The sequence below is a fragment of the Pedobacter nototheniae genome, from assembly GCF_004335085.1.
Classification (GTDB): Bacteria; Bacteroidota; Bacteroidia; order Sphingobacteriales; family Sphingobacteriaceae; genus Pedobacter; species Pedobacter nototheniae.
Map to the genome: position 1 here is coordinate 1 of NZ_RQRS01000006.1, position 24,887 is coordinate 24,887.

At 35.8% G+C, this 24,887-nt stretch carries 16 protein-coding genes; 2 read left to right on the forward strand and 14 right to left on the reverse strand.

The features are described from left to right. Nucleotides 1-148: 148 nt before the first annotated feature. From EHC72_RS07005 to EHC72_RS07025, 5 genes are all read right to left on the reverse strand, one after another. Nucleotides 149-895 (reverse strand): hypothetical protein, encoded by a 747-nt coding sequence (locus tag EHC72_RS07005; protein ID WP_131536967.1) that lies wholly within the window; start codon nucleotides 893-895, stop codon nucleotides 149-151. A 552-nt stretch (nucleotides 896-1,447) separates the two neighbouring features. Next, nucleotides 1,448-2,602 carry a Na+/H+ antiporter NhaA gene (gene nhaA, locus EHC72_RS07010; protein ID WP_170311718.1) on the reverse strand — a complete coding sequence of 385 codons (1,155 nt, stop codon included), beginning with the start codon at nucleotides 2,600-2,602 and terminating at the stop codon, nucleotides 1,448-1,450. A gap of 83 nt (nucleotides 2,603-2,685) precedes the next feature. Then, nucleotides 2,686-3,606, reverse strand: a complete 921-nt coding sequence (locus EHC72_RS07015; protein WP_131536968.1) for a PorP/SprF family type IX secretion system membrane protein — start codon at nucleotides 3,604-3,606, stop codon at nucleotides 2,686-2,688. Between the two features lie 10 nt (nucleotides 3,607-3,616). Then, nucleotides 3,617-10,651 carry a lamin tail domain-containing protein gene (locus EHC72_RS07020; RefSeq protein WP_131536969.1) on the reverse strand — a complete coding sequence of 2,345 codons (7,035 nt, stop codon included), beginning with the start codon at nucleotides 10,649-10,651 and terminating at the stop codon, nucleotides 3,617-3,619. Between the two features lie 151 nt (nucleotides 10,652-10,802). Beyond that, on the reverse strand, nucleotides 10,803-11,423 hold the full coding sequence (locus EHC72_RS07025; protein WP_131536970.1) for an L-threonylcarbamoyladenylate synthase: 621 nt from the start codon (nucleotides 11,421-11,423) through the stop codon (nucleotides 10,803-10,805). Between the two features lie 83 nt (nucleotides 11,424-11,506). Between EHC72_RS07025 and EHC72_RS07030 the strand changes: the two genes are divergently transcribed. Both EHC72_RS07030 and EHC72_RS07035 read left to right on the forward strand, forming a co-directional pair. Beyond that, complete coding sequence (locus EHC72_RS07030) at nucleotides 11,507-13,168, forward strand: FMN-binding glutamate synthase family protein (RefSeq protein WP_131536971.1); 1,662 nt, start codon at nucleotides 11,507-11,509, stop codon at nucleotides 13,166-13,168. 877 nt (nucleotides 13,169-14,045) lie between these two features. After that, on the forward strand, nucleotides 14,046-14,534 hold the full coding sequence (locus EHC72_RS07035; protein WP_131536972.1) for a hypothetical protein: 489 nt from the start codon (nucleotides 14,046-14,048) through the stop codon (nucleotides 14,532-14,534). 71 nt (nucleotides 14,535-14,605) lie between these two features. Here the strand turns inward: EHC72_RS07035 and asnS are convergent, their stop codons facing one another. The 9 genes from asnS to lpdA all read right to left on the reverse strand — a co-directional run bounded on the left by asnS (nucleotide 14,606) and on the right by lpdA (nucleotide 24,526). Then, complete coding sequence (gene asnS, locus EHC72_RS07040) at nucleotides 14,606-16,054, reverse strand: asparagine--tRNA ligase (protein ID WP_131536973.1); 1,449 nt, start codon at nucleotides 16,052-16,054, stop codon at nucleotides 14,606-14,608. A gap of 88 nt (nucleotides 16,055-16,142) precedes the next feature. Further along, nucleotides 16,143-17,792 carry a M28 family metallopeptidase gene (locus EHC72_RS07045; protein ID WP_131536974.1) on the reverse strand — a complete coding sequence of 550 codons (1,650 nt, stop codon included), beginning with the start codon at nucleotides 17,790-17,792 and terminating at the stop codon, nucleotides 16,143-16,145. 680 nt (nucleotides 17,793-18,472) lie between these two features. Continuing rightward, on the reverse strand, nucleotides 18,473-19,000 hold the full coding sequence (locus tag EHC72_RS07050; protein WP_131536975.1) for a ferritin: 528 nt from the start codon (nucleotides 18,998-19,000) through the stop codon (nucleotides 18,473-18,475). Nucleotides 19,001-19,205: 205 nt separating this feature from the next. Continuing rightward, a complete protein-coding gene (locus EHC72_RS07055) occupies nucleotides 19,206-19,565 on the reverse strand; it encodes a hypothetical protein (RefSeq protein ID WP_131536976.1) in 360 nt (119 codons plus the stop codon). A gap of 93 nt (nucleotides 19,566-19,658) precedes the next feature. Further along, nucleotides 19,659-20,216, reverse strand: a complete 558-nt coding sequence (locus tag EHC72_RS07060; protein ID WP_131536977.1) for a GNAT family N-acetyltransferase — start codon at nucleotides 20,214-20,216, stop codon at nucleotides 19,659-19,661. Nucleotides 20,217-20,262: 46 nt separating this feature from the next. Then, complete coding sequence (locus EHC72_RS07065; RefSeq protein WP_131536978.1) at nucleotides 20,263-20,802, reverse strand: nucleoside 2-deoxyribosyltransferase domain-containing protein; 540 nt, start codon at nucleotides 20,800-20,802, stop codon at nucleotides 20,263-20,265. A gap of 41 nt (nucleotides 20,803-20,843) precedes the next feature. Next, nucleotides 20,844-21,686 (reverse strand): MBL fold metallo-hydrolase, encoded by an 843-nt coding sequence (locus EHC72_RS07070; protein WP_131536979.1) that lies wholly within the window; start codon nucleotides 21,684-21,686, stop codon nucleotides 20,844-20,846. A gap of 114 nt (nucleotides 21,687-21,800) precedes the next feature. Further along, nucleotides 21,801-23,060 (reverse strand): porin family protein, encoded by a 1,260-nt coding sequence (locus EHC72_RS07075; protein ID WP_131536980.1) that lies wholly within the window; start codon nucleotides 23,058-23,060, stop codon nucleotides 21,801-21,803. Between the two features lie 77 nt (nucleotides 23,061-23,137). Further along, nucleotides 23,138-24,526, reverse strand: a complete 1,389-nt coding sequence (lpdA, locus tag EHC72_RS07080) for a dihydrolipoyl dehydrogenase (RefSeq protein ID WP_131536981.1) — start codon at nucleotides 24,524-24,526, stop codon at nucleotides 23,138-23,140. Nucleotides 24,527-24,887: the final 361 nt, after the last annotated feature.

Consider the following 24,887-nt stretch of genomic DNA (forward strand, 5'->3'; position numbering starts at 1 on the left):
GTAGCTGCTCTAAAGCTGAATCTTCAAATGCTTTATAATTGAAGTGCTGCTCTTCTTGTTGATCTGACATAATTCCTATGTTTAAAGTTATTAATTTTCTTTTTGACACAGTTTATTGAACAGACCCAGGGATGATTGTTTTCATAATTTAAATTTTTACGGACTTAAATGGGATGCCCGAAATTTGTTTGTATTGTGGATTATTCGATCCAAAAATAGATTTTACATAGTTTTTGACATTAAAAGCAAGGGCAACTATACCTGTTTCGGCATCATACAATATCTTATCACGGTTGACGCGAAAGGTGCTCAGCTGGGAATTGTTTGCTATCACGTCGCGGTTTTTGTTGAGTAAGCTGTCGTATAAATTACTGAGGGTAATTTGTTGCAGGTCTACCTCATTAGGCGCATAATTGGGAATGGTGGCTAAGAGTTTAATTAGCTTATCGAAGGTATCAACCAGGCTATCGAAACTTTGTTGCGAGGCGGAGATCTGATTAACAATGACTCCGCTAGCCGCAAGCTTTTGTTTTTCATCATCATTTAACTTGGCTGATACTCTTTGGCCTTGCATTTTACGATGATGTGTTGCAACATTATCAATTACCTGCTGACCTACATCACTTGCTTTAACGGCATTCATAATACGGGTACTTAATTTTTTCAAAGACTCAAATGCCAAATCACGTGCAGCAATTGCATTACTGTTCTTCGCCGCCATATCATTTACCTGCTGGTTGGTGGACAGGGCTAGCGCTGCGCTATTCTTTAAATTGCTTAACTGAATGTTGACATTACTAGGGTTGTACACTGCGCCGTAATCGGTTAAAAAGGCAATTAGCGTTTCGAAATTAGCTACGTCTTTGTTGTGGCCTGTGTCGTTTGTTTTAGACATGATATTGTGTTTAAAAAGTAAATATTAATTATTTATTGGTGGTAAGGTAGTCTTATTTATGATACGTAATGCGTAGAGCATATTATTTTTTTAGAAAAGGTACGGGTAACCGTAAATTTTACTCCTCATAGCCCGGTATCTTGGCGGTATGAAAAGATTTTATTATATCTTGTTTTTAACCGTGAGTCTGCTAGCCTGTAGTAAAGAAAGTGAAGTAGGGGCAGATATAGATACTGAAACTTATAGACCATGCGGTACATATAAATCAGGGCAAAAATTATATCAAGGCTCAAAAGGTGGTTGTTTTTATTACAATGGTAATGGTAATAAGGAATATGTGGAGAGGAGTGCGTGCAAGTGTTAATTCAGCTTTGTGTTTTAACGAGTGATATTAGAAATTTGCAAACCTCAGCTTATTTGTCTATAGTACAAGCTGAAAATTTCAAGAAATATAATACCACAAAATATACTCGCACAGAATGTTTAAAACTAAATAATTTTCTTGGCGCTATTTGCTTATTAACTTTGTGCTCTTTGCTGTTAAATGTACACCTAAACCTTCTTCACCGATTTTAAAAACACAAACCCCACAACCCCCGATAAAACTGATGCCGTTAATATAGCAAACTTGGCTTCCAGTATATGTAGCGGATCACTAAAAGAAAGCAGGGCAATAAAAATAGACATGGTAAAGCCAATTCCTGCAAGCATGCCTAAACCTAAAATATGTTTCCAGCCGGCACCAGAAGGTAGATTGGCGAATTTCAATTTTACGGCAAGCCAGCTAAAAAGGGTAACACCAATGGTTTTACCAACAAAAAGCCCGACAACAATTCCTAAACCTAGCGGAGAGAATAAGCCCGAAATCATTTCCTTTTGAAAGGTGATATTGGTATTCGCCAGTGCAAAAATTGGCATAATAAGATAGTTAACAGGCGTGGTTAAAAAATGCTCCAACTTTTCTAAAGGCGATTCTACGTCTGTATCATTGGTAGGGATGGTAAAGGCCAATAGTACACCTGCTATGGTTGCGTGGATGCCCGAATGGTGAATAAAATACCATAAGAATATGCCTGGAATTAAGTAGAAGAATAGATTTTTTACGCCGAAATAATTCATTAAACCAAGAATAACCATAATGCCGCCTGCCATTAATAGGTAGTCAAAATGAATTTGGTTGGTGTAGAAAACGGCAATTACTAAAATGGCACCTAGATCATCGACAATGGCTAGTGCTGCTAAAAATATTTTTAAACTGGTGGGTACGCTTTTACCCAGCATGGCAATAATGGCGAGCGCAAAGGCAATATCAGTTGCCATTGGGATGCCCCATCCTGATGCACTTTCAGTACCTTTATTAAACAAAAAATAGATGGATGCTGGTACAATCATTCCGCCTAAAGCAGCAATAACCGGTAATGAAGCCTTTTTAAGGGATGATAGTTCGCCTTCTAACAATTCACGCTTAATTTCTAGGCCAACTAAAAGAAAAAAGATAGCCATAAGGGCATCATTAATCCAGGCTAAAATAGTGTAGTTAACAGCACCGAAACCCAATTTAGTTTGTAAAAAGCTTTCAAAACCTTCTTTTGAGGCTGTATTGGCAATTAAGAGAGATATGGCTACACATATTAACAAAAGGAAGCCTCCAACTTGTCCGGAACGAAAAAACCTTTTAAATACTTCTAAATTGATCAGTTTAGCCATGGAGGTAAAAATAACAAAAAGGAGGCGATAGGCAATAAAAAAGCGGGTTAATCTTTCAATTAACCCGCTTATATTTAAAATGTTTAAGGTTTCTTTCGCAGGTTTAAGCGAACACTGATTTCGAAATCTCCGTCAGTATAACCACTTATTGCAGAAGTAGCGGTGTTGTAGTAAGCCATAAAATATAAAGTAGATTTATAGTTCATTCCAAAGCCTACTGTTGCATTTTCTGTACTATGATACATAGCCATAACGTATAATTTATCGTTTGCAAATGTTGCATTTACGCCGGCATCCCATAGGTTATCATAGTTTTTAATTCCTCTAAAAATACCTTTTGGCTCTAAGCTTACTCCATTTAATCCTGTTCCAAAATTAAACTTATAACTAACTGCCGAATAAAATACGGGTTTATCTGCATAGTTTAAATCGTCTTTTCTGAAAACCGATCTCATATTAGGTACAGCACCTTCAATATTTAGACCGTTGGAAGTATATGAAACTCCAAAATCACCATCAAGGTAATAGCCACGATCATTAAAACGGGCGATAGATGGATCGTTGATGTCGCTATTTCTAATGCTGCTTAAATCTAACTTATCCTGGCTTGCACCAAATGAAACACCAAAGTTTAATTGCTGATCTTCATTGTTTAAAGGTAGGTGATAGGCAAAAGTTCCTACGGCTTTGGTGCGTTGTATTCCACCTGCTTTTTCGTTATAAATGTTTACACCCCAGCCCACTTTATTCAATTGTTGATCTAGCGTAATGCTTTGTGTAATGGGTGCACCAGGAATGTTACTCCATTGCTTGCGAAAGCTACCGTTGATATTAAAACCTTCGGTTATACCAGCCATAGATGGATTTACCAAATACCTGTTTTGAAAGTATTGGCCATTTAATGGCAGAATTTGTGCTTTTGCAGTGTTAAATAATAATATAGTTGTTGCAAATAAGACTGATACACGAGTCGCTTGCTTTATGTTTTTTGTAATTGCTTTCATGTCCCTGTAATTAGTCTCTTATAATGTTGATAAAACCTTTGAAATTTCCAAGTCCAGAACCCATATCGAGGATATAATAATAAGTTCCTTCGGATAGTGGACTGCCATTTAGCGTACCGTCCCAATCATTGTTATAGCCTTGTTTGGTGTACAATACGCGACCTGCTTTATCAAATATTTTTAAGGTGTTGTTAGGATAGTAATCGATGTTCTTAATGATGAATTTATCGTTATAACCATCTCCGTTAGGTGTTAATACTGTTCCTGCTTCTAACTTATAATCTTCTACAATTTGAATATTAATAGTTTGGTCGCTAGTACAACCGCTTGCATTTGTAACCACTACACGGTAATTACCGCTCTGTTTTGGTCTTATGGTTATGGCAGCAGTATTTTGTCCGCTTACAATCTCCGCGCCAGTCCAACTGTATTGAGCGCCACCAGTGGCTGATAAAACAAGGGCATCACCTTTAGAAACTGTTAAACCTTTATTGCTTGTAATAGATACCATCGGTAAAGCATTAATGGTTACCGTTGCATTACCCGTTTGCAACTGATTTGCATAAGCATCGCTTACGCTAACCAAATTGTAGGTAAATGTACCTACAGTATTGGTTGGAGCATTAATAGTTGCTGTAGTGGTATTGGTGGTAATGGTACGGTTGCTACCGCCGTTAATGTTATAAGTAAAGGTATAAGGTGCAGTACCTACAGAACCTGTAAAGGTTACTACCGGAGCATTTGAGCCAGCACATGTGGCTGTTGTACCTGCAATAGTTGCTACTGGTAATGGACGAATAATTATCGTTGCCGAACCTGTTTGCGGTTGACCGCAGTTTGCATCGGCAATGTTAACCAGGTTGTAAACAAATGTGCCAACTGCATTTGTTGGTGCATTAACGGTTGCTGTAGTGGTATTTGAACTAACTGTACGGTTTGTACCTCCGTTAATATTATAGGTAAAGGTATAAGGTGCAGTACCATTTGTGGCGGTAAAAGTAATAACTGGTGCTGTTGCATTTTGAGGTACAGCTGTTGTACCGCTAATGCTTGCAGTAGCTAATGCTCTAACCAAAACGGTAGCTGTACCTGTTTGGTTTTGATTAGCATAGGCATCAGCAACACTTACTAAATTGTAGTTAAAAGTACCTGCAACATTTGTTGGTGCATTTACTGTAACAGTTGTATTTACTCCTGTAGTTGTAATGGTTTGGTTTGTGCCACCATTAATGTTATAAGTAAAGGTGTAAGGCCCAGTACCTACCGAACCTGTAAAGGTTATAGCTGTTGAACCTGTTGTTATACAAGTTGCGGTTGTACCTGCAATAGTTGCTACAGGAAGTGGACGGATAATTACCGTTGCAGAAGCTGTTTGCGCCTGACCGCAGTTTGCATCCGTTACATTTACTAAATTGTAATTAAAGGTACCTGCTACATTTGTTGGTACGGCTACTGTAGCTGTGTTTCCAACTGATGTTACGGTTTGTGTTGTACCACCATTAATATTATAAGTAAAGGTGTATGGTGCAGTACCATTAGCGCCTGTAAAAGTAATATTAGGTGCTGTGGCATTAATAATTATAGCTGTTGTACCGCTAATGCTTGCAGTTGCCAAAGGTGCTACGGTAATTGTGGCTGTTCCAGTTTGGTCTGATCCGCAGTTGGCATCATTTACTTTTACCAAGTTGTAAGCAAAAGTACCTGTTGCATTTGCTGGGACAGTAATGGTTGCAACATTGCTTGCTGCAGTAGTTGTAATGGTTTGGTTTGTACCACCATTAATGTTATAAGTAAAAGTATATGGAGCTGTACCGTTTGCGCCTGTAAAGGTAACAATTGGTGCAGTTGCATTTAAACATACCGTTGTTGTACCTGTTACTGTAGCAGTTGCAGCTGCAGTAGTGGTAAGCTTAAATGTTTTGGTAATTTTATCTACACCACCAAAATCAGTACCGCCATTATCCATTACCGTTACCGTGATGTTTGCTACACCATTTACATTATTTTTTAGGTGATAGGTAATTAATCCCTTATCAGTTCCATTTGCTGCTACAGTTAAAACATCAAATAAGTTTGCATTATCTGAAGTAACAGATAGGCTAGTGGTTTGTGCTGTTTCAGGACCTGCAGAAATACCTGTTAAAGGAATGGTTAGGTTTGTTGTATTGTAACATGTTTTTTGATCTGCTACAACATCCAAAGTTGGTGCACCATTACCAAATAAGTATCTGGTTTTAATTGGGTAGTGATCTGTTGTTGTTGTACTATAATTTGTTACTAAGCTTTTTACATTATCTAATACTTCAGCCGATGCGGAAATGTAATTGGTGTTTAAGCTTTTGCTTACTATAACATTATCAATAACCGTTGGGAAACCTGCTGTAGATTGCTTTCCTGCTAAACTTAATGGTAGGGTAAGTGGGAAATAATTGGCTACATCTTTGGTGAAATCAGAGTAAGATGTACCTGTTCCTGCTGGCATTGGTGCAATGGTTTTATCTGCATCCAATACGTCGTTAAAGTCGCCAAGGATAATAACCTTCTTATCTTTTAAATTTGCATCAATCCACGCTTTAAGCTGAACGTTACCATCTTTTCTACGATTGTAAGAGTCTATTTGTGCAGCGGTTGTACCTGTGTTTGCCTTCGCATGTATTTCTATAAAATATACAGTATCAAGTTTGTTGTTAATTTTTACTTGAGCCTGCATCAGAAAAGGGAAACGACCTGATGACCAGTTTTTATAAGGAGATCCATCAGCACTATTTGTTAAGTTACTTGGATAATAAGTATCTCTTAATACTCCAAAAACATTTAATGGTTTTACCTTATCCGTACGATACATAAAGGCAAGCTTTTGGGTTGATTTATAACTATAACTTGTTCCGTTTACCGTACGTTCATCATTTTCATCATTAGCGTAAGAACCGAACTTGCTGAAGATTACATTATAACCTGCTGGCAATACTGTATTTCTAAATAAAGTAGTATCTACAACTTCTGCAAAGCCATAAATATCAGCATTAATGCTATTTACAATTGTTTTTACGTTTGCAGCTTGTAAGTTATCATCTTTTGGATCTTGAGCTGGGCTTCCAAACCATTCTATATTCCAGTTTACAACCTGAAGGCTATTTGTAATATCAAAAGTATTACCTGTTAAGCTTACAAATTTATTAACAGCACCATTTGATGCGATGCTTACATTGCCATTATAGTTGGTATTAGCTGTTGATGGCGAAAATTTAGCATAAACCGTTTGAGAAGTGTTGTTAATATCAGCTTTAGCGTATGATAATGTGTTGCCAAAAGTACCGCCACTTGTTTTAGCAATTGTAAAATTAGCAGGAGCCGTTAAGGTAACATCATCCGTTAAATTACCAGCAGAGAAACCAAATGTTTTCTCAGGAGAGCTTGTCCCACTTGCTTGAAAGCCAAAACTTAAGCTTGATGGAGAGGTTGTAATATCAACCGCAGGTGGTGTACTCGAATTTAATACCTGGAAATCATCAACTGTCCAGCGGCTTGCTGATGACGTTGTTGAGTTATAAATAATGGCAACGTAAACTGGAGTTGCTTTATATGAAGTTAAATCAATATTATCTGATTTTGTCCAAACATCAGTACCCGTTTCAGGAAATTTACCATCAATAGTTGTCCATGTAGCTAAGGCCGGATCTCCTGATCCTCTATAGTTTGTTGAAATTTTTAATTGAAGTTTATCTCCGGCAAATGCAGATCTCGTCCAGAAGGATAGAATTGCATAGTTGAAAGTTGAAAGGTTTAAAGCCGGAGAAATTAACCAATCTTCATTTAAAATGTTTCCGCCAGCGTATCCGTTAATTTGAAGCGCATTACCTGTGCTTGCTTTTCCTGCTGGATCAGAAGCATCATGACCAAATGTTGTTGTACAGCCCCAGGTTTGAGCACCTGTTACGCTGTATTGATAAAAACCATCAGATAATGCTGAGCTTCCAACCGTTGTACAGTTTTCAAAATTAAAGGTTGTTTGATTTGGATCTGTACCAGGACCTGTTAAACCTAGGCTAATTGTTTTTGCACCAGTACTAACATGTGAAATTGTACCTGTAGCATTACCAATAGCTGTTGGCTTAAAGCGAACATAAATGGTTTGATTGCTTACTAAATCAGTCGTTGCATAATTTAATGAGGTAAGAAAAGTAGTACCATCTTTAGAAATGGTGAAAGGTCCAGTTGCGGTTACCGAAACAGGATTGGTTAAATTACCACCAGAAAGTATATATGTTTTAGATGCAGAGGTACTGTTAACCGCCTGACTACCGAATGCCAATGTGGTTGGTGTAACTTTTAAATAAGGACCAGTGGTAGAGGCTGGCTCTGTAAAGCTTGAGTTTTGAGGTTCAGGTGATCTTAAAATAAAATCTGTAGCATTATCATCGCTATCATAGCCGTTTCCTGCAAATTCTTCTGTACCGCCAATAGCTAAGGTAGCAGCTGTAGAGTTTGGACTTGCCTTACGCTCAATAGAAGTAGTATTTGTGGTAGCAACAGCAGGGGCTATACCTTCAAAGCCATTTGCAGTACCAAAGCCTACCAAATCAATAATGTTAGCACCTGTAGGTTTTATACCTGTTTGTATTGTACTTGTATTGCTTAAAAGTACTTTACCAGCAGTGCCAGATAAGTTTAATGTTCCAATCTTATCAGGCGTTGGTAAATCTAATGTACCAGCGGCACCTGCAGCTTCTTGTACTAAATAAAAGCCTTTTGCTGGGATTGTGCCAGAAAGAACTGTTGCAGACCAGTTTCCAGTTCCGGTTGCACTTGCGTATTGCACGCTCCATCCGGTTAAATCAACAGCCGTATTAGTTGGGTTATAAAGTTCAATAAAGTCGTTTTTATAAATCGCTCCGCTATTACCACCACCACCATAAACTTCAGAAATTACCACGTGGTTTGCACCAACTGGTTCAATTACAGTAGAGTTTTGTGGGTTAGGTGCTTGTGTTACAAAATCGGTATTATTGTTATCTGTATCGTATCCATTTCCTTCAAATTCTTCAATACCACCCACAGCTAATGTTGCTGTAGTAGAAGTTGCAGAAGCTTTTCTTTCTATAGATGTGCTATTGGTAGTAATAGGGGCTGCGGCTGTACCTTCAAAACCATTAGCTGTACCAAAACCCACTAAATCTACAATTTGTGTACCTGTTGGTTTTGCGCCTGTTTGCAAAGTCAAAACATTTGCCAGCAGTACTTTACCTGATGAACTCGATAATGCTAAAGTTCCAATTTGATCTGGTGTTGGTAAATCCGTTGTACCTCCAGTGCCAGCTGCCTCTTGAATTAAGTAGAAACTTTTAGCAGGTATAGTGCCTGTTAATGGTGTTGATTGCCATGTTGTATTAGTTGCGCCACTATATTGCACGCTCCAACCTGTTAAATCAATAGCGGCATTTGTTGGGTTGTATAATTCAATAAAGTCATTTTTGTAAGTAGAACCACTGTTACCTCCACCGCCATAAACTTCAGAAATAACTACATGCGCTTGTGGGGCAGGAGGTGTTGTTCCTGTTCCTGTTAAACCAATATTTAAAGTTGTAGCTCCTGTACTTACATGTACAACATTATCTGTAGAAACTATAGCAGCTGTTGGACTAAAGCGTACGTTCACGGTTTTGGCTGTAGCTAATTCGGCAGCAGTGTATGTTATAGAAGCAACGAAAGTATTATTATCTTTTGAAACTAAAAAAGGAGCATTAGTGCTTACAGTAACATCGTTTGTAATACCGCTGCCACTTAATGTATAAGATTTGGTTGATGTGCTTCCGATAACCAAGCTTCCAAAATCAAGAGAACTTTGATCTGCCGATAAAACTGCCGCTTGTCCTACACCTGTTAATGATACCGATGGTGGATTAGAAACACCGCCACCTACAGTAGTAACAGTGCCATTGGCTGTGCCAGAATTTGTAGGGGTAAAATTTACATAAACTGTTTTACTTCCAGTAAGTTCTGCATTGGTATAAGTTATGGATGAAGCAAAACCTGTACCTGTTGTTTTTGATATTTTATAAGGACCAGATGCGGTTAAGGTAACGCTTGTTCCGTTAAGATTTGCAGAGTTAAGGGTATATGTTTTTTCTGCAGATGTTATATTGTTTAATTGAGAACCAAAATCTAAAGTTGATGGAGTAACACCAATAAAAGGTGATGGAACAGAAAGAATCTCAATAGGAGAGGCAGAGTTTTGTGGTTCTGGTGCTCTGGTTACAAAATCTGCTGAATTATTATCACTATCGTAGCCGTTACCTGCAGATACCTCAGCACCGCCAGCGCTTAAGCTTACAGTTGTTGATCCTGCTGTAGCTTTACGCTCAATAGATAAAGTTACACTTGGTGCAGGTGTTGGTCCTGTACCCTCAAAAAAGTTAGCTGTTGTACCAAAGCCAACAAAATCAACAATTTGTGCTCCTGCAGGTGATGTTCCTGTTTGCACTGTGGTAACATTTGCCAATAAAACCTTACCCGCTGTGCTCGATAAATTTAGCGTTCCAATTTGATCTGGAGTAGGTAAGTTCGTTCCAACAGTACCACCAGAAACTCCCTGTATCAAATAAAAACCTCCCGGCTGAATAGTTCCTGATAAAGCAGTAGATTGCCACGTTGCTCCTGTGGAACTTGCGTATTGCACACTCCAGCCTGTTATACTAATGGGTAATGCCGTTGGATTGTATAATTCAATAAAGTCATTCTTATATACCGAACCAGCATTTCCACCAGCGCCATAAATTTCGGAAATTACAACATGTGTAGCCGATGCAAATGATTTTTTTCTTAAAGCGGTTCGATGAGAAGTACCATTTTTAATCGGATTTAAGAAATGGGAAGAATTTGGAACAGCTAAATTAGCCGAGCCCTTCTTTACAGAAAAACCAGTAGGTAATTCTGAATTTATTCCATTTAAATTTTCAACATTGGGCGAAATTAAAAAGGTTGCCCGTGCCTGAGAAAATTTGGTAATGAAAAAAAGGGAAAGAATTAATAGTAAAGTTTTTTTCATATAACGTTGTTAGTTTTAAACAAATGTATATGCAAAAATCCTCTTTCAATATTAAGTTGTTGTTAATTATTGTGAATGTGGAAAAATAAATTTAATATGGCGTAAGATTTTGACTTTTATATCGTTAGGGGGCTGCGTTTGAGGTTTATTCTTATAAATATTCTTCAATATCTCCTTTTCCCTCGCGAATAATTTCAAAATCACCAGTTGTACAATCTACCACTGTTGAAGCCTCATTATCGCCATAACCGCCATCAATTACTAAATCAACAAGGTTTTCGTATTTCTCATGGATCAATTCAGGGTCGGTAGAATATTCTACTAATTCATCATCATCTTTTATAGATGTAGAAAGAATGGGGTTGCCTAATTCCTTAACTATGCAACGGGCAATATTATTATCGGGTACACGGATACCCACAGTTTTTTTATTGGAGCTTAATAACTTCGGCACGTTATTATTAGCATTAAAAATAAAAGTAAAAGGGCCAGGCAATGCCTTTTTCAATACTCTGAAAGTAGTGTTATCAATAGGTTTAATATAATCAGCAATATGGCTTAAATCATGGCAGATAAAAGAGAAGTTAGCTTTTTCAGGTTTTATACCACGAATGCGACAAATTTTCTCAATTGCCTTAGGGTTGGTAATGTCGCAACCCAAGCCATACACAGTATCAGTAGGATAGATAATAATACCGCCTTTTTTAAGCACTTCAACCACCTGTTCTATGGCTCTTTCGTTCGGGTTTTCGGGATAAATCTTAATAAGCATATGTAAAAATAACAAAATTATGATGTCAGTTGTTTAATAATCCTAATCTTTGTACCACAAAACATATTCGCTAATCTAATTTTATGAGAAAAGCATTCATCGCCATTGCCGCATTTTTAGTAACCATTACGGTTATGCTAGGTTTAACCTACCCACCACTTTGGTGGATTTCAATTTTTACAGGTCCAATTGTTGTATTAGGTATCTACGATTTAATTCAACCTAAACACAGTATCGTTCGAAACTATCCGGTTGTTGGTCGTTTACGTTATTTCATGGAAGATTTACGTCCAAAAGTATATCAATATTTTGTAGAGAGCGATACCAATGGAACACCTTATAGTAGATTAAACCGTTCCCTAATTTATCAAAGAGCTAAAAAAGATAACGATACCATTCCATTCGGTACACAATTAAATGTATATGATAACGGTTACGAGTGGTTAAGCCACAGTATTGCTGCAATTAGCCATCATGAGTTAAACCTTGATCCACGAGTTTTAGTTGGTGGCCCAGATTGTAAAAAGCCGTACTCAGCAAGTATTTACAATATTTCGGCAATGAGTTTTGGCTCTTTAAGTCAAAATGCAATTTTATCACTTAATGGTGGCGCCAAAATGGGCAACTTTGCACACAATACTGGCGAGGGTGGTATTAGTGATTATCATCGCCAGCCAGGGGGAGATTTAATTTGGCAAATAGGAACAGGGTATTTCGGTTGCCGTAATGCCGATGGTACTTTTAACTATGATGCATACGCTGAAAGAGCAAAAACCGATCAAGTAAAAATGATCGAAATCAAGCTATCTCAAGGTGCAAAACCCGGTCATGGAGGAATGTTGCCAGCTAAAAAAGTTACACCAGAAGTAGCACGAATTCGTTTGGTGCCCGAAGGTAAAGATGTTTTATCGCCACCAGCACACTCCGCATTTTCTACACCAATTGGTCTTTTAGAGTTTGTTAAAAAACTTAGAGATCTCTCTGATGGAAAACCTGTTGGATTTAAATTGTGTATCGGTCGCCGTAGTGAGTTTTATGCAATTTGTAAAGCCATGATAGAAACCGGAATTTATCCTGATTTTATTACCGTAGATGGGGGCGAAGGAGGTACTGGAGCTGCACCACAAGAGTTTTCTAACTCGGTAGGTATGCCATTACGCGAAGCGGTTGCCTTTGTTTACGATGTTTTAAATGGTTTTAATATTAAACAACACATTAAAATTATTGCTTCAGGTAAGGTTGCAACTGGTTTCGATTTGGTTAAAAATATTGCTTTAGGTGCCGATATGTGTAATGCTGCTCGCGGTATGATGTTTGCATTAGGATGTATCCAAGCTTTAGAATGTAACAGCAATACTTGCCCTACTGGTGTGGCTACGCAAGATCAAAGCTTAATGAAGGGCCTGGTTGTGGAAGATAAAACAGTTAGGGTTAAAAATTTCCATAACTTAACGGTAGCCAGCGCAGTAGAGCTTTTAGGTGCTGCAGGTTTAAAAGAACCGCAACAATTAAGTCGTGCGTATATTAACAGACGGGTTAGCCCCAATGTAATGCAATCTTATTTGGAGAGTTATCCATATATCCCAGCCGGAAGTTTATTGCAAACGCCTTATCCTTCACGTTTCGAATTAGGTATGGCCTTGAGCAGTTCTAAAACTTTTGCCCCAACAGATTATAAAGTATCAGCGGTAGATTATTCTCACGCAAATCCATATAACGATACAATGGCAGAGCCAGGAAATTAATTTCTCTTTGCCTTTAAATTTATTAGGTCAGTCGCTTGTTTCGACTGACCTTTTTTGTTTTAAATATTGTTGCTTTGTTAGTGTTTAGTTTCTAATAAAGAGTATAATAAGTAAGGAGCTTTAAGATAATTTGGAAATCAATGGTTCTGCACTTTGTGGCAATTGTAGTCCCGCTTTGCACTTTACTTCGTTTCACTTCGTGTTCGTTGCAATCGGGTTTAGGTAGAATGATTGCAGAAATGTGTGACTTCTTAATTATTGTTAAATAAACCTGACCGGAAGCGTTATCCCCGATTTTTTTCTATCGGGATTTAGCAAAGGGCAGGACTGCATAAGCCAATAATTACTGCCTTACGTTTCCAAATAATAATAATGATAATACGTTTTGCATGCTAATAATTTGGAAACGAATGGTTCTGCACTTTGTGGCAACTGTAGTCCCGCTTTGCACTTTACTTCGTTTCACTTCGTGTTCGTTGCAATCGGGTTTAGGTAAAATGGTTGCAGAAATGTGTGGCTTCTTAACTATTGTTAAATAAACCTGACCGGAAGCGTTATCCCCGATTTTTTCTATCGGGATTTAGCAAAGGGCAGGACTGTATAAGCCAATAATTACTGCCTTACGTTTCCAAATAATAATGATAATATGTGTTCTTGTTAATAATTTGGAAATGAATGGTTCTGCGTTTTGTGGCAATTGTAGTCCCGCTTTGCACTTTACTTCGTTTCACTTCGTGTTCGTTGCAATCGGGTTTAGGTAGAATGATTGCAGAAACTATTATTTAATAAAAAAAAGAATTTTATTTTATAAACACTATACCCGCTTGATTGTTAATGTTATATCTTAAACTAACATAAATTAACGCTGATCTAAATTATGCTATTATCACACACCGTTTACACCATTCTTATTTGGGTTTTCTTTTTTGCTATCGCTGGCTATGGCTGGTACATCGAAAGAGTGAAAAAGAGTAAAAAGGGAATTATCTTTTTGCTTGCTGCCATTGTGCTTTCATTACTAATCAACTGGACTTGCCCGTCGCTTTACATTGTTCAAGGCTGCGGTAAATATGAAGAAAAGGTAATGATTAAGCCGCTTGAAATTAATGGCGTAAAACTAACCTACTGGCATAGCAAATGTTATGTAAATAATGTTGGCACTACTCCTGTATTCATTGAAACAATTGCTTATGGAAGTGTTACCGATGAAGAACTGGAAGCTAAGCGGGTAGATAGAACGGTAATGCCTGGTAGGATTTCTATAGTGCCTGCTGTGAAAATTGATTACGTATTTGAAAACGTACCTAAAAGTGTATCTACAAAAGCCAGTAGCGAAATTAAATACCACTTGGAATGCGAAAAGTAGAATCAGAACTTTTATAAAAGAAAAAGGTCGATTGGGAATGCCAACCGACCTTTTTTATCTGCTTAATGTTTTTAAAACTCAGCGTTTTTAGGGAAACGTGGAAATGCAATTACATCGCGGATGTTAGTCATACCAGTAACGAACAATACTAAACGCTCGAAACCTAAGCCAAAACCTGCGTGTGGAGCAGAACCAAAACGGCGGGTATCTAAATACCACCATAATTCTTCCTGAGGAATGTTCATATCTTCCATTCTCTTTGTTAAACGATCTAAACGTTCTTCACGAGCCGAACCACCAATCATTTCGCCAATGCCAGGGAATAAAATATCCATAGCGGCTACGGTTTGTCTTCCTTCAGCATCTGGTTCGTTTTGGCGCATATAGAAAGATTTAATATCAGCGGGGTAATCCGTTAGGATTACTGGTTTTTTAAAGTGCTTTTCAACTAAGAAACGCTCGTGCTCACTTTGTAAATCAGCACCCCATTCATCAATTAAATATTTAAACTGTTTCTTTTGGTTTGGTTTAGAAGATTTTAAAATTCTAATCGCCTCAGTATATGTTAAGCGCTCGAAATCATTAGCCAAACAGAAATCTAATTTCTCTAATAAAGTAAACTCACTACGCTCATTTTGAGGTTTTTGTTTATCTTCTTCAGCCAAACGGGTATTTAAAAATTCTAATTCATCTTTGCAGTTATCCAAAGCATATTTAATTACATACTTCATCATGTCTTCTGCAAGTTGCATGTTATCTTCTAAATCGGCGAAAGCAACCTCAGGCTCAATCATCCAAAACTCAGCCAGGTGACGTGTAGTATTTGAATTTTCAGCTCTAAAAGTAGGTCCAAATGTATAAATCTGTCCGAAAGCCATTGCTGCTAATTCACCTTCTAATTGACCAGAAACGGTTAAGTTAGTAGCACGGGCGAAGAAATCTTCAGAGAAATCTACTTTTCCATCTTCAGTACGTGGCGTGTTGTCGAAATCTAAAGTAGTTACTTTAAACATTTCTCCAGCACCTTCGGCATCACTTGCTGTAATTACAGGTGTGTGCATATAAACAAAACCACGATCGTTATAAAACTGATGAATGGCAAAAGCTAATGCATGGCGTACTTTAAAAACGGCATTAAAGGTATTGGTACGGAAACGTAAGTGTGCAATTTCACGTAAAAACTCTAAGCTGTGCTTTTTAGGCTGTAATGGGAATTTCTCCGGATCACTATCCCCTAAAATCTCAATGCTTGTAGCTTTAACTTCTACAGTTTGACCTTTTCCTAAAGATTCAATCAATTTTCCTGTAGCAGAAATTGCTGCACCAGTTGTAATTCTTTTTAACAGCTCCTCAGGCAAATTATTAAAATCAACCACAACCTGGATATTGCTCATGCAAGACCCATCATTTAAAGCTATAAACTGATTATTACGGAAGGTTCTAACCCATCCCATAACCGTTACTTCTGTGTTGAATGCTGTCGATTTTAATAAATCTTTAATTTGCTGTCTCTTAATCATAATTTTAATTGTAAAAGGCCCAAATTTAGAAAAAATAAATAGTTTTCGGTTGCCAATTTTTATCAAACTTTCAACTGCCGATTGAAATCTATTTTTTCATTGATTTATCTCTAGCTGCTTTAAATTCAGAACCTTTTTTCCATGCAGGGAAACTCGTTTCATTACTTAGCTTATAACCTACATTAAATAAAATATTAGCAATTTGGGTTATCCCATCTGCATTAAAGGTATCGGTATAACTATCGGATGGCTGGTGATAGTTTTTGTCGTTATATAATTTCTTTTGCGCTGCACCCCATTCCTTTCCTTTTTCATAGCTATCAATTCCATTACCAATATCTACAGCAGGTATACCAACCTTGGCAAAGTTAAAATGATCTGAGCGATAATAACTTCCTGCGCTTGGCCTTTGATCGCCTACCGCATAAAGCTTGTCTTTTTCTATTTCTGCTGTAATATAATCCTCAATCTCATTTTGCCCTTTTCCTTTTATCGATATATCTTTTGTTTTTCCATAAGCACCTAAAGCATCCATATTTAAATTGGCAACGGTTTTATTTAATGGATAAATAGGATTAGAAGCATAATATTCTGATCCCAATAAGCCTTGTTCTTCACCGGTTACAGCTAAAAAAACAATGGATCTTTCGGGTTTTTCTTTTGCATTTTGAAATGCTTTGGCAATACTGAGCATTGCCGCAACACCACTGGCATTATCAACAGCTCCATTATAAATAGAATCGCCATTAATTTTTGGTCCTATCCCAAAATGATCCCAATGTGCAGTATATATTATGTATTCATCAGGCCGTTTGCTGCCCTTTATCGTAGCAATAACATTTTGAGAAGTGTTGTATTTCAATTTATTCTTTAAGCCAACAGTTACATTTTTATTTAAGTCAACTGCTTTGAAATCTTTTTTACGTGCATAATCACGAATATCTCCAGTTATCCCAGCGCTTGCAAGTAATTTGGTAGCAGCCTCCTCCGTCATCCAGCCTTCCAGTTTACACCGCGATGCATGCTTGTCTTTTTGCTGCAAATATAAACGAGCACCTGTATTGCTATTTGTGATTACAGACCAGCCATAACTAGCGGCGTCAGTTTGGTGAACAATAATTACACCTGCAGCACCTTGCCTTGCAGCCTCCTCAAACTTGTAAGTCCAGCGACCATAATATGTCATGGTATCACCTCTGAAAACAGTTTTTTCTTTAGATTTAAATCCGGGGTCACTTACCAAAACAACAACTGTTTTACCTTTAACATCTAAGTTTTTATAATCGTTCCAGTTAAACTCAGGGGCCACTATTCCAAAACCTACAAATACTAACGGTGAGTTTTTAAGCTGAACGCTGTCTTGTTCTCTACGTGTAAAGGCAACGAAATCTTTATTAGCTTTGAAAGTAATATCGGTTTTACCTCCAGTTATACTCATGTTTTCGGTAGGAGTAGAGGTAATTTCTACCATTGGAACCTTTTGAATATAGCTTCCGTTATTGCCAGGCTCAATGCCCATTTCTTTAAATTTAGTAGAAAGATAATTTACAGTTTTAATTTCGCCGGGTGTAAAAGGTCTACGGCCTTGTAAACTATCGTTAGCCAAAACAGCCATATACGATTTGATCGATGCAGAACTAATAGTTTCTGTGCTGTTTTGCGTTTTTTCTTGTTTGCATGATGAAAAAACAACTAAGGCGAAGAACGTTAAAAGGACTGAGAATAGTTTTTTGTCCATAGGTAAGGTATTTTTAGTAATAATTACACAGCAAATTTAATTTGAATTAAAGAAGTCTGTAAAAGTTTACTGTAAAATTAAAGAATAATATTAGATAGATCTTTATATTAATATTTTTAGATTAAAATCAATTATTTAAATAAAAATAGCTTGTTTTTTAGATTTTGTATTGATTTTTCATTTAAATCGCTATTTTTTTAGATTTTATTCTGTTTTTAAACGGGTTTTGTTAGTTTATTTTGAATTTATATCTTGTTTATTTATTATTTTATTATTTTTATTCAGTTATAATAATTTTATATGTATTTATTGATATTAATTGTATGTTTTTTTTAGTGTTTTTATGTTTTATTTTAAAAAAAAGTAAATTTTATTGAAAATAAATTTGTTTTATGATAAAAAATAGTACTTTTGTAATGCTCGTTAATTATTATTATATATTTGGTTTAAAAAAAAGCGCTGGTAACGGCGCTTTTTTTACAAGAAAAATAAAAAGACTTATTCATAATCAACATAAACCAATCCAACTAACCAAAAAAAGCTTCCTGGGTAACCACGGAAGCTTTTTGTTTTAAAAGAAATTGTGTTTTTATACTAGAAATATCTGAAGTATAAATTATGTTATAAAAAAAGCTTCCAAGGAAACCGAGGAAGCTTTTATCAACAATATGTTTTGTTAGTTATTGTTCTGAGTAAGTAATTTTATTAACGTGTTTGTCAATTTCCCATCTACCAGTACCTTCTTCGCCAATTACCTCGAATAATTCTAGTGCACGGCGAGCTTTGTATTCCTCTTCACGTTGTTCTTTTAAGAACCAGTTTAAGAATTCCATTGTAACGAAATCTTGCTCTTTATGGCATTTTGCTGCAATGTTTTTAAAACTTTGAGTAATTGCAATCTCTGCTTCCAAAGCATCTTCAAAAACTTCTCTAAATCCAGCAAAATCAGTTTTAATGTTTGATACTTCAGGAGAAATTGCATTTCCACCCATATCTAATACATACTTAAATAATTTTAACTGGTGAACGCGTTCTTCTTCAGATTGTTTTAAAAAGTAATCTGCTGAAAAATCGAATCCGTTTTGGTCACACCAAGATGACATTGATAAATATAGTGATGAAGAGTGAGCTTCTTTTTTGATCTGCTGATTTAATAATGTTTCAATCTCTTCTGAAATTAAACATTTGATACGCATTAAGTCTTTCATAATTATGTGCTTTAATAACAATACAAATGTAACATGTATTTTATGTATTTGTGTTAATTATTTGCTATATGAAATTAGTCTAAATTGCTGAAATGTAGGTATTTGTAATCAGTTTAAATAAGCGGGGATTCTACAGAGAAATGTGTAATTGGAGTAAATGGAATTGCTTTTGGATAATAAAATCAATTTCTTTTTTTCGATTTACCTAGTGTACCAATCTGTAAAGGCAGTCGCTAATCATGTGGTTTAGCTTAAACATAGTAAATGTGCCTTGTAATAATTCTTTAAGTGAAAGAATTTCTAGGGCACTTAACAAATAAATATGTTCGCAACCATTAAAAGTTACCAACTCAAAATCTGCTTTGTGCGTGTTTAAAAGGAGAGATTCAATATCAATGCTTTCAACTGCATTTTTAAGTTTTTGCAATGCCAAGCAATTAAAACGAGCAAACTTTCCGCCGAAATCAATATAAAAACAATTTAATTTATCTGATTGATAAATGGTACCGTGATTATTTGAGAAAACGTTAATCAGCTCGTTGATATTGATACAGGCTTTTTCCATTGGTACAAATGTTGTAATTATTTAGATTAAATACAAATAAAGACCAGAAAAAACTGAAAAATATTTAATTGAGACAAATAAAAGAGTTATAAACTAGCTATAGAAGATCATATGGTAATATTGACCACCTATAAACTGCTTTTCATTTTCTATTTTAAAGCCCATTTTTAAATAGAGGCGTAATGCACCTTCGTTCTCTTTATCAACAAGTAATGCCGTTTTTTTATGACCAAGTTTAACGGCCCAATCCAAGCCTGCTTTAATTAGAAGTTTCCCTATTCCCTTTCCCTGCATTTTTTCTGAAACGCTTATTGTGTCCAGATAAAATTCGCCAGCTTCAGTTTCTGGCTCAGGATTAAAGTTTTTTAGTCCTTTATTTTCTTCGAGATATTTAAGGAAGGGAGTTCTAAGATCAAAAATTTTTGCGCCATCATAAGCGTTTATAGATCCGAAAACTTCTCCATCTTCCTCAAAAACTAAAGTATTTTCATAGCTGTATTGATTTGCTTTCTGTTTAAAAAAGAACTCAAAGAGGGCAGTTGCATCATCCAAGTTTTTAGAGTTAGCAAATTTATAAGCCAAATCGCCCATGGCCTGTACAATTAATTTAGCTACAGCTTTACTATCTTCGGGTTTTGCCTGTTGGATCATTTAGATAGATCAAGGTTAAAGTATATAGTAATTCTTTGAAAGATACTTAACGTTTTGTGTGTCGATTGATTTTTTCTTGAAGTGATTTTGTCATTTCAGGTATTGTTTTGTATGTTTCTACTCCGTATTTTTCTGAAACGATATCAACATTACCTTTTCTCCAAAAGCCATCAGGACAAACAACTAGTAGTTTTTTAGATTTTGCATACAATCCTAATTCTAATAAACTTATAGGGCTTTTAGAATCTGGAGCAAAATACATTACAATATAATCGGATGCTTCAAGTGCATTTAGTTCCCATTCTACTTGCATTTTAAAGTTTTGATCAGAAATTAATGGTTTCCAATCTTTATTCCAGTCATCACGACGAGGATTTAAGATAATCACATTCTTATCAATGAACTGATTGGTTATATTTTGTTGCCAATCCTCAGAGTTTCCCATATCTATACTACCTCCCAAAAATATTTTGAGACGATTATCTTTGAGAGGAAGTGGATTTGGTGATTTTATAATGGTAGCTTTTTGCGAGTATAATGGCGAAAAATAAAACGATACGCAAAATAGGATTAAGAATTTTTTCATGTGTTAATTTTGATATTCTAATTTCATGCTATTGAGGTCGGCTACAGGATCTCGCTTAAGTTAAATGTTTCGGCAACTCTAATTCCTTTTTCAGTTTGCTGCAAAGTGCAACATTCATTTATAGGATCGTGCTCTAAGTATAAAATGTAATCGTTGGTTACAGCCTCTTCCAAAAAAGATTTTTTTTCTGTTAATGTTTTTAAAGGAAACATATCATAAGCCATTACGTAGGGTAGAGGCAGGTGCCCAACGGAGGGCAAAAGATCAGCCATGTAAACAATAGTTTTGTCTTTATAGCTGATTTTTGGAAGCATCATGGCATCAGTGTGGCCGTATGCAAAGCTGATATTAATGTTTGGTTGCCATTCTACATTTTCTTTTTCTTCTACAAATTTAAGCTGACCACTTTCCTGAATAGGCAAAATATTATCTTTTAAAAACGAAGCTTTTTCTCTTGCATTAGGTTCTACAGCCCACTGCCAGTGCTTTTCATTACTCCAATAATTTGCGTTTTTAAAAGTAGGAATCAACTTTTCGCCATCACGTATAATGGCGCCTCCAACATGGTCAAAATGTAGGTGTGTTAAAAATACATCAGTAATATCAGCACTGTTAAAGCCTAATGCAGCGAGTGATTTTTCCATGTTGTCATCACCATGCAGGTAATAATGACTGAAGAATTTATCATCTTGCTTGTTTCCAATACCAGTATCTATTAAAATTAACTTATTTCCATCTTCTATTAAAAGGCATCGCATGGCCCAGGTGCAAAGATTGTTTGCATCGGCAGGGTTGGTTTTTTGCCAAATAGTTTTAGGTACCACGCCAAACATTGCGCCACCATCAAGTTTAAATAAGCCTGTATTTATAGTATGTAATTTCATTTTAAGATAAAAAAAGTAATATGGAATCGTTTAAAAATAGAAAAAACCTGTTAAAGTTAATTAACAGGTTTTAGTGTTTCTATTATTATTTTTATAAAAACCTCAATAAGTAGATTAAAAGGAATAACCTAAATTTAAATATGCTGATTTTAGTGAGGTTTTAGTATAAGGATATGGAGAGAAACCATTAGTATATTCGCCTCTTAACTCAAGACTTATTTTATTATATAAAATACCAAAGCCTAAGTTTAAACCAAATTCATACCCTGCTTCTTCTTTAAAAATAGGGTTAGCGTAGCTTGTTGTAGTGGAATAAAACTTTTTGTCAGTTGTGGATTTATCAATTTTTGATAACTTAAAAGCATTACTTATACCAGCGTTTATAAATGGACTGATCTTAGATGGCGTAAACTGATATCTGTACATACTATTTATTTTTGCATAGTTACCATCAAATTTGTATTTGTTAAGGAAGTATTCTTCATTGCTTTTAATATCGTCATAACTACCTTCAAAACTATACTTCCTATATAATAATTCAAAAACAACAGCGTGTTTTTTATTGCTTCTTGCAAGGTTAAATGATAAGCTAAGTCCTGCTGCAAAATTTGTTCCTGAGCTTAGATCAAGATCTTTACTGTTTGATGATATCGCATTAGTAATTAGTAGTTTTGAGTAGTCAATTCCAACTACTGCACCAAATGTAAGTTTAACTTTTTCTGATTTTTGTGATAAATAGGAAGTTTTGCCAAGGCATTTATCGTACTTAGTAAAGATTTCTATCAAATCAGTTTTTTTATAACTCAATCTGTTAATCTCCTCTTGTGAAATTCCGGTACAACTTTTTAAAAGATCGTTTAACTGAATTCTAAAATAATTATTTGAGTTTGCTATTTTATTTGATGTTATATAGTTTTTGAATTTTAATTCATCAAAATTGTTTCCATTGCGAACAAGATAATGTTCCTTTTGGTCTTCGTATTCATATAATGTATAAGTTCCCTTGAAAATTTCCAATAAGAAAGCATCTATCTCCACGTTTGAAAATTCTCTATTAGTGTCCATTTGATCTAAAATGTTGGAAGAATTATCAATCGAAATATGTGCAGATGTGTAAGTTTCTACTTCATCTTTTTTTATAACACTGAAAGATAAAATATCAGTGGGTTTATAAGTAGTAAGATCAGTTGATTTAGTACTTTTGAATTTGATCTTTGTTGGGTTCTTTCTCCAGTTTTTATAATCGATAAGACCTATTATTGTATCACCTTTTAATGTGATGACATAGCCATTTGTGAAATTCTGAGCTGAAACGCAGATTGAGAAAAAAATAAAAGACAGGACAAGGCCTAGTCGGAATAAATAAGAGCGCATAATAATAAAATTTAAGGAATTGATTTTTAAAAATGAAAACCCCATCATTTACAATGAGGTTTTCGAAACGTTTATATTTATAAGTGGATCACCTCTCCATATGCATCAGCAGCAGCTTCCATAATAGCTTCGCTCATGGTAGGATGTGGGTGTACAGATTTAATCATTTCATGACCAGTAGTTTCCAGTTTACGTGCAACCACAATTTCGGCAATCATTTCGGTAACATTAGCACCAATCATATGTGCACCTAGTAATTCTCCGTATTTAGCGTCGAAAATTAATTTAACAAAACCATCTTTTGCACCAGCAGCGCTAGCTTTACCTGAAGCAGAGAAAGGGAATTTACCAATTTTTAATTCGTAACCAGCAGCTTTTGCAGCTTTTTCTGTATAACCTACAGAAGCAATTTCTGGAGTGCAATATGTACAACCTGGAATATTGTTATAATCTAATGGTTCAGCATGCTGACCAGCAATTTTTTCGACACAAATAATGCCTTCTGCAGAAGCAACGTGCGCTAAAGCTTGGCCGCCTACAACATCGCCAATTGCATAATAACCTTTAACGGAAGTATTATAGAATTCATCAGTAACGATTTTACCTTTATCAGTTTTAATGCCTACTTCTTCTAAACCAATATTTTCGATATTTGCAACAATACCAGCAGCAGAAAGAACGATATTAGCCTCGATAGTTTGCATACCTGATGCAGTTTTAACCTGAACTTTGCAGCCGGCGCCGCTTGTATCAACAGATTCAACACTAGCTGAAGTCATTACATCGATACCTACCTTTTTAAGGCTGCGTAATAGTTGCTTAGAAACATCTTCATCTTCTACCGGAACAACGTTTTCCATAAATTCAACCACGGTAACTTTAGTGCCCATAGTTGCATAGAAATAAGCAAACTCAACACCAATTGCGCCAGAACCTACAACAACCATGCTTTTTGGTAGTTCGGGTAAAACCATTGCTTGGCGATATCCGATAATTTTTTTGCCGTCTTGTTTTAGGTTAGGTAATTCTCTTGAGCGAGCACCTGTAGCAATAATGATATTTTTAGCAGTTAATTCTTGCTGAGAACCATCTGCACCTTTAACTTCTAGTTTGTTGCCCGGCTTAACTTTTCCGGTTCCCATAATTACGTCAATTTTATTTTTTTTCATCAAAAATTGAACGCCTTTACTCATTCCATCAGCAACTCCACGGCTGCGTTTTACTACGGCTGCAAAATCAGCAGTTGCTTCAGCAGTTGTAATGCCGTAATCGGCTGCATGGTTAATATATTCGAAAACTTGCGCACTTTTTAAAAGTGCTTTAGTTGGAATACAGCCCCAGTTTAAACAAATGCCGCCTAAAGATTCTCGCTCAACAATTGCAGTTTTTAAACCTAATTGAGAAGCTCTAATTGCAGCTACGTATCCACCCGGACCGCTGCCTAAAACAATAACATCGTAATTCATATCTATTAAAAGAAATTTGCTTTTTAATTGTTTCGTAATGTTAATTTATAAGCTCCGGATAGGAGAGGGCTCTAAGAACAGATTCCCCCTGCGGCAATAGTTAAAACTAATGACACCATATAAATGGTTTGAGAATTTTTGATTCCCAATAATTGCCAAAACTAAAAAAAAAATGTCAATTCGGTTAGAGATTGTTGTCTTTGCTACATAAAGAATATAAAAATTACATTCACGATGTATTACACTACATAGCTTAGAATAGTTGAAAACCATTTTTGACATTATTTTAGTGTTAACATAAATTTAATGTGCTTTTGCTAAACAAATCTGTTGTTTTTTAATGATTATAGGAAAGGATTAA

Excerpts from the sequence above, each read along its gene's own strand:
- EHC72_RS07045 (WP_131536974.1), bottom strand. The coding sequence starts at position 17,792 with ATGGACAAAAAACTATTCTCAGTCCTTTTAACGTTCTTCGCCTTAGTT.
- asnS (WP_131536973.1), bottom strand. The coding sequence starts at position 16,054 with ATGATTAAGAGACAGCAAATTAAAGATTTATTAAAATCGACAGCATTC.
- EHC72_RS07035 (WP_131536972.1), top strand. The coding sequence starts at position 14,046 with ATGCTATTATCACACACCGTTTACACCATTCTTATTTGGGTTTTCTTT.
- lpdA (WP_131536981.1), bottom strand. The coding sequence starts at position 24,526 with ATGAATTACGATGTTATTGTTTTAGGCAGCGGTCCGGGTGGATACGTA.
- EHC72_RS07030 (WP_131536971.1), top strand. The coding sequence starts at position 11,507 with ATGAGAAAAGCATTCATCGCCATTGCCGCATTTTTAGTAACCATTACG.
- EHC72_RS07070 (WP_131536979.1), bottom strand. The coding sequence starts at position 21,686 with ATGAAATTACATACTATAAATACAGGCTTATTTAAACTTGATGGTGGC.
- EHC72_RS07060 (WP_131536977.1), bottom strand. The coding sequence starts at position 20,216 with ATGATCCAACAGGCAAAACCCGAAGATAGTAAAGCTGTAGCTAAATTA.
- EHC72_RS07065 (WP_131536978.1), bottom strand. The coding sequence starts at position 20,802 with ATGAAAAAATTCTTAATCCTATTTTGCGTATCGTTTTATTTTTCGCCA.
- EHC72_RS07055 (WP_131536976.1), bottom strand. The coding sequence starts at position 19,565 with ATGGAAAAAGCCTGTATCAATATCAACGAGCTGATTAACGTTTTCTCA.
- EHC72_RS07005 (WP_131536967.1), bottom strand. The coding sequence starts at position 895 with ATGTCTAAAACAAACGACACAGGCCACAACAAAGACGTAGCTAATTTC.
- EHC72_RS07075 (WP_131536980.1), bottom strand. The coding sequence starts at position 23,060 with ATGCGCTCTTATTTATTCCGACTAGGCCTTGTCCTGTCTTTTATTTTT.
- EHC72_RS07050 (WP_131536975.1), bottom strand. The coding sequence starts at position 19,000 with ATGAAAGACTTAATGCGTATCAAATGTTTAATTTCAGAAGAGATTGAA.
- EHC72_RS07015 (WP_131536968.1), bottom strand. The coding sequence starts at position 3,606 with ATGAAAGCAATTACAAAAAACATAAAGCAAGCGACTCGTGTATCAGTC.
- EHC72_RS07020 (WP_131536969.1), bottom strand. The coding sequence starts at position 10,651 with ATGAAAAAAACTTTACTATTAATTCTTTCCCTTTTTTTCATTACCAAA.
- nhaA (WP_170311718.1), bottom strand. The coding sequence starts at position 2,602 with ATGGCTAAACTGATCAATTTAGAAGTATTTAAAAGGTTTTTTCGTTCC.
- EHC72_RS07025 (WP_131536970.1), bottom strand. The coding sequence starts at position 11,423 with ATGCTTATTAAGATTTATCCCGAAAACCCGAACGAAAGAGCCATAGAA.